Annotated in this window: 14 protein-coding genes and 1 riboswitch; of the genes, 8 read left to right on the top strand and 6 right to left on the bottom strand. The window is 36.5% G+C overall.

Annotation, left to right across the window (positions count from 1 at the left end):
• Positions 1-16: 16 nt before the first annotated feature.
• Together AC27VX_RS05935 and AC27VX_RS05930 are read left to right on the top strand one after the other, a co-directional pair.
• Positions 17-1,135, top strand: a complete 1,119-nt coding sequence (locus AC27VX_RS05935; RefSeq protein ID WP_488694382.1) for an FAD-dependent oxidoreductase — start codon at positions 17-19, stop codon at positions 1,133-1,135.
• An 89-nt stretch (positions 1,136-1,224) separates the two neighbouring features.
• Complete coding sequence (locus AC27VX_RS05930) at positions 1,225-2,136, top strand: PhzF family isomerase (protein WP_488694380.1); 912 nt, start codon at positions 1,225-1,227, stop codon at positions 2,134-2,136.
• Positions 2,137-2,141: 5 nt separating this feature from the next.
• On the opposite strand, the gene AC27VX_RS05925 is transcribed toward AC27VX_RS05930, so the two are convergent.
• The gene (locus tag AC27VX_RS05925) at positions 2,142-3,059 is read right to left on the bottom strand and encodes a bestrophin family protein (RefSeq protein WP_236858851.1); all 918 of its coding nucleotides are present in this window, start codon (positions 3,057-3,059) and stop codon (positions 2,142-2,144) included.
• A gap of 540 nt (positions 3,060-3,599) precedes the next feature.
• Between AC27VX_RS05925 and AC27VX_RS05920 the strand changes: the two genes are divergently transcribed.
• Positions 3,600-4,526 carry a Dyp-type peroxidase gene (locus AC27VX_RS05920; protein WP_236859493.1) on the top strand — a complete coding sequence of 309 codons (927 nt, stop codon included), beginning with the start codon at positions 3,600-3,602 and terminating at the stop codon, positions 4,524-4,526.
• Positions 4,527-4,677: 151 nt separating this feature from the next.
• Positions 4,678-4,836, top strand: a complete 159-nt coding sequence (locus AC27VX_RS05915; RefSeq protein ID WP_236858850.1) for a hypothetical protein — start codon at positions 4,678-4,680, stop codon at positions 4,834-4,836.
• Positions 4,837-5,042: 206 nt separating this feature from the next.
• Here AC27VX_RS05915 and AC27VX_RS05910 read toward each other — a convergent pair whose 3' ends face one another.
• Positions 5,043-5,309, bottom strand: coding sequence for a transposase (locus AC27VX_RS05910; RefSeq protein WP_488694378.1), 267 nt, complete (start codon positions 5,307-5,309; stop codon positions 5,043-5,045).
• A 566-nt stretch (positions 5,310-5,875) separates the two neighbouring features.
• Here AC27VX_RS05910 and AC27VX_RS05905 point away from each other — a divergent pair.
• Together AC27VX_RS05905 and AC27VX_RS05900 are read left to right on the top strand one after the other, a co-directional pair.
• Positions 5,876-6,442 (top strand): S41 family peptidase, encoded by a 567-nt coding sequence (locus AC27VX_RS05905; RefSeq protein WP_488694376.1) that lies wholly within the window; start codon positions 5,876-5,878, stop codon positions 6,440-6,442.
• A 214-nt stretch (positions 6,443-6,656) separates the two neighbouring features.
• Positions 6,657-7,073, top strand: coding sequence for an EamA family transporter (locus AC27VX_RS05900; protein ID WP_488694374.1), 417 nt, complete (start codon positions 6,657-6,659; stop codon positions 7,071-7,073).
• Positions 7,074-7,348: 275 nt separating this feature from the next.
• On the opposite strand, the gene metE is transcribed toward AC27VX_RS05900, so the two are convergent.
• Complete coding sequence (gene metE / locus AC27VX_RS05895; RefSeq protein ID WP_488694372.1) at positions 7,349-9,652, bottom strand: 5-methyltetrahydropteroyltriglutamate--homocysteine S-methyltransferase; 2,304 nt, start codon at positions 9,650-9,652, stop codon at positions 7,349-7,351.
• Between the two features lie 179 nt (positions 9,653-9,831).
• Positions 9,832-10,017: riboswitch (cobalamin riboswitch) on the bottom strand.
• A 193-nt stretch (positions 10,018-10,210) separates the two neighbouring features.
• Here metE and AC27VX_RS05890 point away from each other — a divergent pair.
• Positions 10,211-10,672 (top strand): Lrp/AsnC family transcriptional regulator, encoded by a 462-nt coding sequence (locus tag AC27VX_RS05890; protein WP_236858845.1) that lies wholly within the window; start codon positions 10,211-10,213, stop codon positions 10,670-10,672.
• 137 nt (positions 10,673-10,809) lie between these two features.
• Here AC27VX_RS05890 and AC27VX_RS05885 read toward each other — a convergent pair whose 3' ends face one another.
• Together AC27VX_RS05885 and mmsB are read right to left on the bottom strand one after the other, a co-directional pair.
• Entirely contained in the window at positions 10,810-11,592 is a 783-nt protein-coding gene (locus tag AC27VX_RS05885; RefSeq protein ID WP_236858844.1) for an enoyl-CoA hydratase/isomerase family protein, read from the bottom strand.
• 103 nt (positions 11,593-11,695) lie between these two features.
• Positions 11,696-12,580: a 3-hydroxyisobutyrate dehydrogenase gene (gene mmsB, locus AC27VX_RS05880; protein WP_300689305.1), complete on the bottom strand. Its 885-nt coding sequence runs from the start codon at positions 12,578-12,580 to the stop codon at positions 11,696-11,698.
• 209 nt (positions 12,581-12,789) lie between these two features.
• On the opposite strand from mmsB, the gene AC27VX_RS05875 reads away from it, so the two are divergent.
• A complete protein-coding gene (locus tag AC27VX_RS05875) occupies positions 12,790-13,080 on the top strand; it encodes a four helix bundle protein (RefSeq protein WP_488694369.1) in 291 nt (96 codons plus the stop codon).
• A gap of 104 nt (positions 13,081-13,184) precedes the next feature.
• Here AC27VX_RS05875 and AC27VX_RS05870 read toward each other — a convergent pair whose 3' ends face one another.
• The gene (locus AC27VX_RS05870; RefSeq protein ID WP_488694367.1) at positions 13,185-14,261 is read right to left on the bottom strand and encodes an enoyl-CoA hydratase/isomerase family protein; all 1,077 of its coding nucleotides are present in this window, start codon (positions 14,259-14,261) and stop codon (positions 13,185-13,187) included.
• Positions 14,262-14,376 lie beyond the last annotated feature (115 nt).

The following is a 14,376-nucleotide window of genomic DNA, read 5'->3' as shown; positions in this document are numbered from 1 at the left end:
TATAACAATATAAACGATGTTATTAAAAGATAAAAAGGTAGCCATTATCGGAGCAGGTCCGGTTGGTCTCACAATGGCAAGATTACTTCAACAGCAAAACGCTGATGTTACCGTCTATGAAAGAGATAAAGATCCCTACGCCAGAATTTTCGGCGGGACACTCGATCTGCACAAGGACTCGGGCCAGAGAGCCATGAAAAAAGCAGGATTGCTGGACGATTATTACAAATTGGCAATACCAATGGGTATAAGTATTACTGATGAAAATCTTCATGTACTGTTTACAAAAAATATCACCCCTGAAAATCAATTTGACAATCCTGAAATCAACAGGAACAATTTAAGAACAATGTTGCTGAACAGTCTGGCAGACAATACTGTTATCTGGGACAGAAGGTGTACTGATCTTGAAATCCGGAACGGAAAATGGATACTGCTTTTTGAAAACGGAACACAGTCTGAGGCCGATCTCATTATAGCTGCCAATGGCGGAATGTCCGGAATAAGAAAATTTGTTACGGATACATCAGTTGAAGATACCGGAACCCTTATTGTTCAGGGTGATATTCCTGATCCTGAAAAAGATTGCAAGGAATTTTATCAGTTATGTAATGGTAAAAGATTGATGGCGGCTTATCAAGGTAACCTAATTGTAATTAATCCCAATAACAATGGGGCATTGAGCTATGGCGTGATTTTTAAAAATCCTTATGATAAGGAATTTCAATCAAAAGATTCAGACACTGTCCGTAAACTGCTTGTAGAAAGGTTTTCTCACTGGGATTATCGTTATAAAGATTTATTTCAGTCAACTTCAACTTTCTGGAGTTTTCCAACAAGAAAATTACCTTTGAACACTGCCTGGAAAAATAACCGCCCCTTACCTATTACCCTGATAGGAGATGCCGCCCACCTTATGCCTCCTTTTGCCGGCCAGGGTGTCAATACAGGATTAATGGATGCATTGATATTATCCAACAACCTTACCAGCGGAGATTATAATTCTTTACAAGAAGCCATTGAAGATTATGAACAGCAAATGTTTATCTATGCTGCAGAAGCACAGCTTTCATCATCCAGAAACGAAATGGAAATGCGCGATCCTGATTTTTCCTTCCGGCAGTTGATTCAATAACCGGTTATTGTAAAAATAGGGTCTGAACAGATGACGGATACCGTGTTTACATTAGTTTTATTCCTATCTTTACTTGTATATAACAATTTATGACGAAGGAAGTAATTGTGTATCAGATTGATTCATTTACGAAAGAAAAATTTAAAGGAAATCCTGCAGGTGTAGTATTAAATGCTGAAAATCTTACAGCTGAAGAAATGCAGTTAATCGCCAGGGAACTGAATAATTCAGAAACAGCATTCGTGTTCAGACCAGCCTCTGAAAATAACGATTTTGATTACCATGTGCGCTATTTTACTCCAACAACAGAAGTTCCGGTCTGTGGGCATGCTACTATTGGAGCGCTTTATGCAAAAGCCATTGAGGATCGGCTGGAATCCTGTACCATTAAAATCAATACTCAGGTTGGAGTTTTACCTGTCTGTATCGAAAGAACAACAGATGATTATCAAATTACAATGACCCAGGGAGGGTTTCATCTAAGTCCGGCTTTTGATACCGCAACCATCCGGAAAATTGCTAAGGCTCTGGGATTAAAAATGGAAGATCTTGATGAAAAATGCCCTCTACAAATTGCCTCTACAGGTCATTCAAAAGTAATGATCGGGATTAAAAACAGAAATACATTAAATAGTCTTAAACCGGATTTTACAGCTTTGATACAACTAAGCAAAATAATAAACTGTAATGGCTATTTTGTATTTACTTTTGATTCTGACGATCACAATATCCTTACTTATGGAAGAATGTTTGCTCCCGCAATCGGTATTTCGGAAGATCCTGTGACGGGTAATGCCAATGGACCGCTGGGTGGATATCTCATTCAAAACAAAATTATAGAAATTACTGACGGAACTTTTGAGTTTAAAGGAAGACAGGGAGAAACCATCAACCGAATCGGCGAAATAAAGGTAGAGGTCACTGTCACTGACAGCATACCCGAAACGATTAAAATTACCGGAAATGCAGTAAGTGTATTCCGCACAGTGATGCAGATTTAGTAGTATCAATCAATGATATGCTGTGCCACTTTTTGAGATACATCCAGCTTTTTTCCGCCCATCTCATGAATGGTTTCATCAATCATCACACTCATACTGTTCAATGCCAGATCATTGGCCTCTGTACCGAATGGCTCTTCAATTTCATCAGCAATGGCTTCAAATGCCACAAATGTATAGGCTACAAACACAACAATAAGTGGAGTAAACCATCCAAGAGAGTCTACGAGTCCGAAAGGCAGAAGAAAGCAGTATATGTATACCGTACGGTGCAACAATACCCTGTAGCTATACGGAATAGGAGTAGAAACAATTCTTTCACACCCTCCTACAATATCAGAAAGTTTATCAAAGTTTTCATCGAAACGTGACTGCTGAATAGAGTCTATACTCTCCTCTTCTTTTGCTTTCTGTACCCATTCTGCCAGTAAACGCATAATAACGGCTGGTTTATATTTAGATTGTACAACTATTTCCAGCTGGTCATTAGAAAGTCTGTGTTTTAAATCTTCATAGGCATCTGTTCCTCTCAGCTGATGTTTCAAAGCAAAGATAAAAGCTCCCAGTAAGTTGATGAAATCAGGTACAGAAAGACTTGTTTCTTTATTATTTTTCAGGGTCAAAGCCTGACGGGTTAATGACCGTGCCGTATTCAATAAGGCTCCCCATAATTTTCGTCCTTCCCAGAACCTGTCATAGCTTGCATTATTTCTGAATCCTAAAAATAAAGCAAGTACAAAACCAAACAAAGTTAGCGGAGCCGGATTAAGGGGTATCTTAAAAGAGAAAATAATACCACGCAGATAGACTATACCCAGTGATAAAATAAAGAGTAAAAAAAGCCTTGGCAGCAATGCCGGCAATACAGAACCATGCCACACAAAAAGCATTTTGAACCAATGTTCCTTCTTCCTTATAATCATACTATTTTTTTGTTAAGTATCAATCTGAAAATTATTTTTTGAACTGCCCTATTATCAACAATTCCGACTGCGAAAAGCTGCTTTTAAAAACAGTGTTGTTTCATCATACAATATTAATAATAATTATGCTCTTTGAATGCCTTCTCGTTAAAGCATTTCATTTACTTTTTTACAGACTTCGGGATCATGCTTTTTTCATTAGATTTTAAAGAGCTAATCATCAAAAAAACATTTATTTCTTTCATTATTAACCGCTGGAAAATAAGTAGCCTCAGCATCATAAAATTTTTTCAAAATTCTATTTCTTATGATAGGATGCAAGAGTCCCCAAGATTCCTGACCCCACAAATTAACTCTGTTACAATAATACTCATTTTTTGGCTTGCTTAATAAGTAAAAATCTAAATACAGAAATCATGATTTGTGAAAAAAATGTAATAAATTGTTTATTGTAAAAATAAAGTAATGTCATAATTTTATTCTTCATTACATTAATTATTAGAAAAGTTAGAAATGCCAACAAACGAAACACAAAAAAACATGAATTCTCAAAATGTCACGGATTATCCTAACAACAATACCTATTTTCTGGTGTGGAATTTTAAGCAGGATGCCGATCCTTCTAAAATTAAATCCGTATTTCAGAGAATGTGTGCTCTGATCATTAATCTGAACAACTCGGCCCTGGACCGTTTTCCGGATGCCAAAGCAAGTTGTGTAATGGGAATTGGTTATGAAGCGTGGATGGAGCTGGGACTTTCTACCCCATTGCCAAAGGAGTTTAAAAAGTTTGAAGAAATAAAAGGCAGCAAGCATACAGCAGTAAGCACCCGCGGAGATCTCCATTTCCATATTCGTGCGGATGAGAAAAGCTTTGCTTATGATATGGCTTCTACCATTTCCGATTTTATGCGAGAAATTGCGGACTGTGTGACAGAGGTTCAGGGATTCCGCTACTGGGACAGCCGGTCTATTTTAGGTTTTGTGGACGGAACTGAAAATCCGCATGGAAAAGACCGTGATTACTTTGCCGTTATCGGAGATTCGGATCCTCAATACAAAGGGGGAAGTTATCTTTTTGTGCAAAAGTATATCCATAATATGAATGCGTGGAAGTCGCTTTCTGTGGAGGATCAGGAAAAGGTAATCGGAAGATCAAAGGAACAGGATATTGAGATGGATGATGATGTAAAACCCAAAAACTCTCATATCGCACTGGCCAATGTAGGAGATGATTTTAAAGTGGTAAGAGACAATATGCCGTTCGGAAATGTTTCCACCAATGAAATGGGAACCTATTTTATCTGCTATGCGAGTACTTTCAGTACAGTGGAAAAAATGCTGACGAATATGTTTATTGGTGACCCACCGGGAAACTACGACAGGATTCTGGATTTCAGTACTGCAAAGACGGGGACTTTGTTTTTTGTTCCTTCAGCAGATATGCTGGATGAGTTTTCTTCATAGTCCGAACATGAAAATTTTTTAGGAGATAAGCATTGTTTCTATTTTTACCTTGTTATGATAGAAGCAGGAAAATCTATATAAAACAACCTTAGTTTTTATTATAATAATTAAAAAATTGTCTTATACATTAGACAAAAATATAATAACCCTGATGAATATTAAAAAACTGCTGCAGTTCCTACTGCTGACGGCATTCTTATCTTTTGGAAATTTAAGTTTTGCCCAGAATCTTTATCAAAAATATTTCTTTGAATTCTGGTCAGATATTAACGAAAATTACGCTTACCTTGATCAGCAGCAGATTGACTGAAAAAGGTAAAGGATATATAATATGCTTCAAATCCCCTTGCAGGATACCTGGCTGCTAAATCCAGTATTTTGAAATAACAGGGTCATCCCTTTTATGCCCATAATAATACATACTACGAATCATACAAGCGATTTTACAAGCGCTATGAACACTGATTCCTGTTTCACTAATTATCCCTTCAGCCAACTCTTTTCGTTCGCAGAGCTTTAAAGCTTTTTTTCTATGATATCCTTTAAAATACGATGATCCAGGCTCAGATCCGCGAACATACGCTTAAGACGAGCATTTTCTTCTTGTAAAGCTTTAAGCTCCTTAAGATGCTGTGCATCCATTCCTCCATACTTCCGTTTCCACTGGTAGAAAGTAGGTGCGGAAATACCCTGTTCACGACAAATATCTTTTGTCGATTTCCCAGATTCATATTCTTTCAGAATATTGATAATCTGATGTTCTGAAAATTTGCTCTTTTTCATATGGTTTAACAAACTAAATTTAATAATTTTAATTTGTTTGAAAAACAGGGAAGTTTACCAAAACGGGAAGTCTTCACCAGCACAAACGGTAACGCTCCTCAAACTAAAAGAAATTGTAAATAATGGCTATAAAAATTCTTAAGATTATCGCAATAGTTACCTTTTTGTTCACACAAGGTATAGGTCAACATGACACACTAAATATAGGAATTATACTTATGTCATTATATCAATTTATCTCTGATATTTTAAATCCCGAATATGGTATTTTATGGGAAGGATTGGGTATGGTATTTCTTATAGGATCTTTTATAGTATTTTTATCATGTAAGGGATATAAAGAAAGATATCTTTTAATATTTTGTTTTATAAGTTTATTTATCGCATTAATTCTTATAACTGGAGTTTATGATTCAAATAATTATAAAAGGATAAATAATTGGTTTATTTATCCTTCACTATTATTTATTGTTAGCTCAATACTGTCAATAGTATTAGTTTTTAGAAATAAGATTGAATAATATTATAAAAATATATTTTTTGAAATAAATAAAACACCTTAATTGGTGCTTTTTTACATAAACACAGCGTATATCAAGATTAATAATTCTCTTGGAAATAACCTGCTTATTGCTGAGTTTGACAAAGTACTTGATGTTTTTTTCAGCTACAAAAACCTGATCGTTGACCTTACTGAAACACCCGGCGGCGGAAATTCAACAGTGGCTAGAGCTATTATGGGAAGATTTACAGATCAACAGCTTCCTTATCAAACCCATGAATTTAATGAAAAGAAATATGAGACTTTAAGGCACTGGACCGAGTATGTAAGTCCACGAAAGGAAATTTATAAGGGAAATATCTATATTCTTGTTGGCCGCTGGACAGGAAGTATGGGAGAAGGAATTGCAATCGGCTTTGACGGTATGAAAAAAGCCCGGATTATCGGCACCCGGATGGCTGGGCTTCTGGGAGCAATTTCCAATTTTCAGATGGCAGAGACTAAAATCGGTTTTCAGTTTCCCACTGAAAGATTATATCATATTGACGGTACTCCAAGGGAATCCTTCACCCCAGGAATATTGACACAGAATATGGAGGAAACGTTTCAGAAAGCCAGAGAAATAAAATAACAGCTGAAAACATTTAACTTTCTCGCTCCTTCAATTAATATATAAAGAATGAGAGCCTTGCGCCCATGCGGTTATCCAACAAAGAATACAACAAGTTATTTGATCGCAAAGGCACAAAAATACATTTTGTTTCCATCATCATTTTTTGTAGCTTAGATTTGAACTTCAAAGGATTTTTCATTGCTTCAGACCAATAATTTTAAAATCATAAAATATGTGGTGGATATACGCAATTCTTTCAGCATTTTTTGCTTCACTGACGGCTATTTTTGCCAAGATCGGAATTACGGGAGTTAATTCAAATCTGGCCACGGCAATCAGAAGTGTTATTATATTACTGGTAGCCTGGGGAATTGTTTTCGCAAGAAGTGAATATAGAGGAATTCCTGCTCTTTCAAAGCATAATCTTATGTATATTGTCATTTCGGGAATAACAACAGGGCTTTCCTGGATCTTCTATTTTAAAGCCCTTCAGGCAGGTAAAGTTACACAGGTTGCACCTGTAGATAAGCTGAGTATTGCTTTAACCATCGTTTTATCTGTTGTTTTTCTGGGTGAATCTCTGAGTTTAAAAACGGCAATAGGAGCCTTACTGATTATTATTGGAACTGTGGTATTGATTTTTGAATAGAAAAAATTCTGGTTCAGGTTACACGGTATCAATCCAATTGTAGTGATCTACTTCAGCATCAATTCCGAATGATTTTCTCAATCGCTTTTTCTGGTCTGAATGGTACGTACAGAAAGATGATTGTATTCTGCAATATCATCATTCATTGCTGCCTTTTTAAAATACATATTAACTGTTCAAGATGTATTCCTTTCAAAGGAAAGTTTTTAAAATAACAGATCGTGCTATGAATATCATAACACGATCTGAGCAAGAATCTAATTATCTAAGGTTTTTTAAAGTGCATATTCTACTGAAGCTTCTTTGGCTGCGGCCACCATTGCTATTAAGGCTTTTTCTGTTTCTTCCCAGTGTCTTGTTTTCAATCCGCAGTCCGGATTTACCCAAAGCTGATTGGCAGGAATTACATTCTGAGCTTTTCTCAGGAGTTCAATCATTTCTTCTTTGGAAGGAATTCTTGGTGAATGGATATCATAAACTCCGGGTCCAATTTCGTTTGGATACTTAAAGTCTGCAAAAGCATTTAAAAGTTCCATCTGAGAACGGGAACATTCTATGGTAATCACATCAGCATCCATATCTGCAATATTTTCAATAATATCATTGAACTCAGAATAGCACATATGGGTATGAATCTGGGTAGCATCTTCTACTCCACTTGCCGAAATTCTGAAGGCTTGTACCGCCCATTTAAGATAATTTTGCCAATCTGTTTTCCTTAAAGGAAGCCCTTCCCGGATTGCAGGTTCATCAATCTGAATAATTCTTATTCCTGCTTTTTCAAGATCCACTACTTCATCACGGATCGCCAGAGCAATCTGTTTGCAAGTCTCAGAGCGAGGCTGATCATCACGTACAAAAGACCATTGCAGAATCGTAACCGGACCTGTCAACATTCCTTTTACCCATTTCTCAGTCTGCAACTGTGCATACTGAGACCAATATACAGTCATCGGATCTGGTCTTGAAACGTCACCAAAGATCACTGGCGGTTTTACACAACGGCTTCCGTAGCTCTGTACCCAGCCGTTTTTAGTGAATGTAAATCCTTCAAGCTGTTCTCCAAAATATTCCACCATATCGTTTCGCTCAAATTCTCCATGTACCAGTACATCTATTCCTATTTCTTCCTGCCAGCGGATGGTTCTTTGGGTTTCTTCTTTCAGTAAAGTATCATATTGTTCAGCTGTAAGTTCTCCTTTTTTAAATTTAGCTCTCCAGCTTCTTACTTCTGTGGTCTGGGGAAATGAGCCGATGGTTGTTGTCGGAAATAAAGGAAGCTGTAATGCCTTCTGCTGTTCTTCTTTACGGATTTTGAATATATTTTTTCTTTGAGCATCTTCTTCAGTCACCGCATTAGTTCTCTGTTTAACCTCATTATTATGAATAAGAGAAGATGTTTTTCTGTTTTCAATGGCTTTTTTGTTTTCTTCAAACTCAGCAAGGATATTTTCATTTTCTGTTCCGGATGCAATTTCCTTCAGACTTACTACTTCTTTCACCTTTTGTTTTGAAAAAGCCAGCCAGTTTTTAATTTCGGGATTAAGATTCGTTTCAAAATCCAAGTCACATGGTGAATGAAGTAATGAGCATGATGGTGCTATAAAAACTCTTTCGGAACCAAGCTTTTCAACAGCTTTCCTGATGAAAGACAACGATTTTTCATAGTCATTTTTCCAGATATTTCTTCCGTCAACAAGTCCTAATGACAGGTTTAAACTTTCCGGAATTACGTTGAGAATATCTTCCAGCTGCTCAGGATTTCTTACAAGATCTGTGTGTAATACATTTACAGGAAGTGAGACGGCAAGAGACAAATTATTCTTCAATCCTTCGAAATAAGTAGCCACAATAAATTTCAGTTTCGGGAAACGTTTTCTTATTTCAGAATAAATATATTGATAGGTTTCTTTTGCCTTATCCGTTAAGTCCAAAGCCAGAAAAGGTTCATCAAACTGAATCCATTCAACACCCTGCTCCTGAAGTTTGGTTAAAATCTCTGTATAAACCGAAAGGAGATTTCCTGCCAGATCCAGCTTATCAAATCCTTCTTCTTTTTCTTTTCCTAAAAGAAGGTAAGAAACAAGTCCTATAATGACTGGCTTTGCACTTATTCCTGCCTGCTTTGCTCCTGCAAATTCATTGAAAATCTTATCTGAGCTCAGCTTAAACTGCTGGTTTTTGTAAAATTCAGGTACGATATAATGATAATTGGTATCAAACCATTTGGTCATCTCCATCGCGGTGATATCCAATCCGTCTTTCTGATATCCTCTTGCCATTGCAAAGTAAAGGTCCAGTTCAGAATTGTTTTTTTTAAGCACCACTTCATGATAACGTCTCGGAATTGCCCCTACAACAAGGCTCATATCCAATACCTGATCATAGTATGAAAAATCATTACAAGGAATTAAATCTATTCCTGCGTCTTTCTGGATATTCCAGTTTTGGGTACAGATATTCCTTCCTGTAGTAAGAAGTTCTTCTAAAAGGATCTTACCTGACCAATATTGCTCGCAGGCTTTTTTGAGTTCTCTTTTACCACCAATACGCGGGTAGCCCAGAATGTGTGTTTGCATTTTTTAAACTTTTTAATTAGACTTAATGTAAAGCTCTCTGAAATGCTTCGCAACACTTTAACGGATAAATAAGATTTTGGAAAACAATGACATACAGAATAACACACCTCCTCTTTCATAAGAAAATGCATAGTCCGATATATCATCTGTATGACCCAAAAGCTTCAGACCGCGAAAGCATTGTCAATTCAGTAAAGGCAGGTCTCCTGACTTGTAACAGTTTCCGTCATCCTTCCCGCTTTTGGCAGTGGATATGCAAGGACAGAAACTTTTGATATGTTACTTACAGTTGCGCGACAGCTCGTGATTTCCACACGATTCCCTATTAATCTACCTTAAGTAAAACCTTTCCTGTTTGATGAAGTATCTATAAAGAACTGATTTTTACCAGTAACAACCGTCACCGGTAAAGTTTTTAATTTTGTGTAAAATTAGCAATACAGAATAAAACAACAATAAACAATGAATAATTAAGCAAATTAAACTTTTAAAACAATTTATAAAAGCATAAAATTCCTTATCTTTAACTGTTTTTATAATTTAAAAGAATAATATTCTGTGGAAGAACTTGATGATAAAGATGTACAGTTACTCAGACTGCTTCAAAAAAACGCAAAACTGACAGTTAAAGAACTGGCCAAAGAAGTTAACCTGTCTACTTCTCCTGTTTTTGAAAGAGTAAAAAGGCTCGAACAGGAAGGATATGTTAAAAGATATGCCGCAGTTCTGGATGCTGAAAAGCTCAATCGGGGGTTTACAGTTTTTTGCCAGATCAAATTAAAAATCCATGACAGGTCTGTGGGTTATGATTTTGTAAAAGAAATTCTGGAGATTGAGGAAGTGGCTGAATGCTACAACATTTCCGGAGACTTTGATTTCCTACTGAAAGTTCAGGTCCGTGATATGAAACATTACCAGGATTTTGTATTTAATAAACTGGGATCTGTAGATTCTATTGGAAGTACCCACAGCACTTTTGTAATGGCTGAAGTTAAGAACAACCATGGAATAACAATTTAATTGAAAATTTTAAGAATGGAGAATTAAAAATTAATCATGACATCAATTTTACACCTTTTACTTGCTTGACGGTACAATTTTTCACTTTTTATTTTCAATTCTCAACTCTTAATCTTTTCATTTTTAACTCACTATGTCTAGTTTCCTTTGAACTCCGGGCTGCGCTTCTCTATGAACGCTCCGATACCTTCGTTGTGATCTTCTGTAGTGAATAATTCTCCGAATAAGGCGGCTTCCTGTTGTAATCCATCTTTGATATGCAGTTCAAAACCTGTATTTAAAGACTGTTTTGCTTTGGCTACAGCCACCGGACCTCTGGAAGCAATTGTTTCTGCAAGTTTCTGAGCTTCATTCAAAAGGTCTTCCGGAGCAAAAACATGATTCACAAATCCAAATTCTTTACAGGTGTCTGCAGAATAAAATTCTCCGGAGAAAACCATTTCTCTAGCCTTATATAATCCGATGGCCCTGGGTAAGCGCTGGGTTCCGCCAAAGCATGGCAATAATCCTAGAGTTACTTCAGGCAGTCCGAATTTAGCTTTTCCGCTAGCCAGAATAATGTCACAGGACAATGCTAATTCACATCCTCCTCCTAATGCAAATCCATTTACAGCAGCAATTACTGCAAATGGCAAGGTTTCAACAGCATTAAAAGCATTCTGAGCAGCTATTGAGAAATCTTCAGCTTCTTTTGGGCTCATTCCCTGCATTGCTTTGATATCCGCTCCTGCCACAAATGCTTTGTCACCTGATCCGGTAATGATCAGCGCCCGTATATTTTTATCTGTTTTTATTTCATCGGCAAATGATTTCAATTCTTTTAAAACGTTTTCATTCAAGGCATTTAATGCCTGTGGTCTGTTAATGGTCAAAGTCCCGATATGACCGTCCTGCTGATATAATAATGTTTCGAAATTCACTTTTTTAATTTTTTAATTGATCATTGAACAGTTGAAAATTGAAAGTTATAAAGAAGTCGAGATGACATTCCATTTTTAATTTTTAATTTTCAATTCTCCACTATTAAAGCTCTGCGTTCAGAAACTGAATAATACTGGAAAAATCTGTTTTTCCTTTTCCGGCTTCGCTCCACATTCTGTATAAATTCAGGGCTGTATTGCCGAGAGGTGTTGCTGTTTTTGATTCTAATCCTGCTTCAGCAGCCAATCCAAGGTCTTTTGCCATAAGGTCTACCGCAAAGCCTCCGGAATAATTTCTGGAAGCAGGTGCATTTTCCATTACTCCCGGATAAGGATTATACACCTCCAAAGACCAGTTTTTCCCTGAACTTTTTTGCATAATTTCACTTAATATCTGAGGATTAAGACCATGTCTCACTCCGAGATTAATCGCCTCGGATGTACCAATCATATGAATCGCCAGCAGCATATTATTACAGATCTTCGCAACCTGTCCAGCCCCGGATTCCCCGGCATGGAATATGTTCTGTCCCATACATTTAAGTATTGGCCTTGCTTTTTCGTAATCCTCCTGTTTACCACCTACGATAAAGGTTAACGTACCTGCCTGAGCTCCGGCTGTTCCACCTGAAACGGGAGCATCAATCATTCTACAGCCTTTTGAAACGGCAAGTTCTGCCACAGAACGGGCAGTTACCGCATCAATGGTACTACTGTCAATCAGTAATGTATTAGGTTTCAGATTATTTATAAATTCTTCAGAATACAATTCTGCAACGTGCTTTCCGGAAGGCAGCATAGATATCACCACATCTGCTTCTCCGCCAGCGGCCAAAGCAGATCCAGCAATTTTTCCTCCAGCTGCCTGCAGGGTTTCTAATGCCGTTTCCGAAAGATCAAAACCAATAACGTTATGACCGTTTTTCATCAGGTTTACCGCCATCGGCCCACCCATGTTTCCTAATCCTATGAATGCTATATTTGACATTTTTTAATTAAAAATTGAGAGTTAAAAATTGAAAATCACTAATTTATAATCACTAATTGAATATTTTAAATGATTACCACATTATAAAGAATGAAATACACTTTTTTAATTATTTAGAAAATTCGATGTAAATTGAGTTAATGAAAGAAAATGTCGTTTAAAAAAAATCTTATGTCTTTGCTTTGCAAATTATCAAAGTATATCAACATTTGTCTTCTGAAAAAAGAGAGTTTGTTTTATCTAAACAACTTTTGCGTTCAGGGACTGCTGTTGGTGCTTTGATACGTGAAGCAGAACACGCACAGAGTACCAGAGATTTTCTCCATAAAATGAGTATTTCCCTCAAAGAAGCTAATGAAACTCTATATTGGATACAATTATTAAAAGACAGCAGTATCATTGACATTTCTATTTACAATTCTGTATTTCCACAAGCTGAAGAAATGGTTAAACTTCTTGTATCTATTGTAAAAACGACTAAAATTAAATTGAAAATGTAAAAAATTGAAATTGAGAATTAATTAGAAAAAATTATTTATTTTCAAACATTCATTTCCTGTTCCCAACTACCAATTTTTAATTTTCCATTATTAATTTTTCATTCTCAATTTTCAATTTTCAACTCATAAAAATACGAGTCTATCCATTCTTCAGTGATTTCGTCCAGTGTTGCCGGATGCCATTTCGGAGACCTATCTTTGTCTACTAATAAAGCTCTTACGCCTTCTGCAAAATCCGGGTGTATGCAGCATTGGCATGAAAGATTCAGTTCAGACTGGAAAACTTCTTCCAGACTTAACGTTTTACCTTCTTTCAGCTGCCTGAAAATAATATGAGCAGAGCTTGGAGATCCGGCTTCGAAACTTTCCAGACCATTATTGATCCAGTCGTCTTTATCTTCTTGATTAATTATTATTTTCCTGAATTCTTCCAAAGATTTCAAGCCTTCGAATTGCTGAATAAACGACTGATGTGCTGACGCCTGTGATTCAGGAATGATGATATCTTTTGAAATATTTTCCAGAATATCAGAAACTGTTTTATGATAAGATCCATTCCATTCTGTCTGTAGAAGATCTTTTAGAATTGTTTCTTTTGAAGAAGATTCTATATAGTAATCTGCTAATCCTAAGAATTTGCAGTCGGCACCATCCAGCCTTGCCCCTGTCAACCCAAGATAGAATCCATAGGCGGAAGGCATTTTATTCAAAAACCAGGTTCCGCCTACGTCAGGATATAACCCGATTGTAATTTCCGGCATGGCCAGTTTACTTCTTTCAGTCACAATCCTGTGTGATGCTCCGACCATTAAACCAATTCCCCCACCCATTACAATTCCGTGTCCCCAAACGATGACAGGTTTCGGATAGGTATGAACAGAATAATCCAACTTATATTCTTTTGAGAAAAAATCGAAACAATCCTGAGGAACTTCAGTATCATCAATAGAACGCTGTGCAATAATGGCATCATACAGCTTTCTGACATCTCCTCCCGCACAGAATGCCTTTTCACCTGCACCCTGAAGGAATATACAATTCACCTCATCAGATATTTTCCAATCATCCAAAACAACTTTCAGTTCTTCTATCATTTCTAATGACAGCGAATTGAGCGTTTTCTCAGAATTAAGGGTGATGATTCCGACTTTATTTTTTATTTCTGTTATTATTAAACCCATTTTTTTAATTGATTTTTTTAATTGAAAACTGAGAATGAATATCTGAAGGAGTAATATTTCTGATGAATTATAAAACCATTATCAATTTTTAATTCCCTATTATTAATTTTCCTCA

The organism is Chryseobacterium sp. 14P4.3.2, from assembly GCF_057799275.1.
This window is presented reverse-complemented; position numbering and strand designations above follow the sequence as displayed.

Excerpts from the sequence above, each read along its gene's own strand:
- AC27VX_RS05935 (WP_488694382.1), top strand. The coding sequence starts at position 17 with ATGTTATTAAAAGATAAAAAGGTAGCCATTATCGGAGCAGGTCCGGTT.
- AC27VX_RS05930 (WP_488694380.1), top strand. The coding sequence starts at position 1,225 with ATGACGAAGGAAGTAATTGTGTATCAGATTGATTCATTTACGAAAGAA.
- AC27VX_RS05925 (WP_236858851.1), bottom strand. The coding sequence starts at position 3,059 with ATGATTATAAGGAAGAAGGAACATTGGTTCAAAATGCTTTTTGTGTGG.
- AC27VX_RS05920 (WP_236859493.1), top strand. The coding sequence starts at position 3,600 with ATGAATTCTCAAAATGTCACGGATTATCCTAACAACAATACCTATTTT.
- AC27VX_RS05915 (WP_236858850.1), top strand. The coding sequence starts at position 4,678 with ATGAATATTAAAAAACTGCTGCAGTTCCTACTGCTGACGGCATTCTTA.
- AC27VX_RS05910 (WP_488694378.1), bottom strand. The coding sequence starts at position 5,309 with ATGAAAAAGAGCAAATTTTCAGAACATCAGATTATCAATATTCTGAAA.
- AC27VX_RS05900 (WP_488694374.1), top strand. The coding sequence starts at position 6,657 with ATGTGGTGGATATACGCAATTCTTTCAGCATTTTTTGCTTCACTGACG.
- metE (WP_488694372.1), bottom strand. The coding sequence starts at position 9,652 with ATGCAAACACACATTCTGGGCTACCCGCGTATTGGTGGTAAAAGAGAA.
- mmsB (WP_300689305.1), bottom strand. The coding sequence starts at position 12,580 with ATGTCAAATATAGCATTCATAGGATTAGGAAACATGGGTGGGCCGATG.
- AC27VX_RS05870 (WP_488694367.1), bottom strand. The coding sequence starts at position 14,261 with ATGGGTTTAATAATAACAGAAATAAAAAATAAAGTCGGAATCATCACC.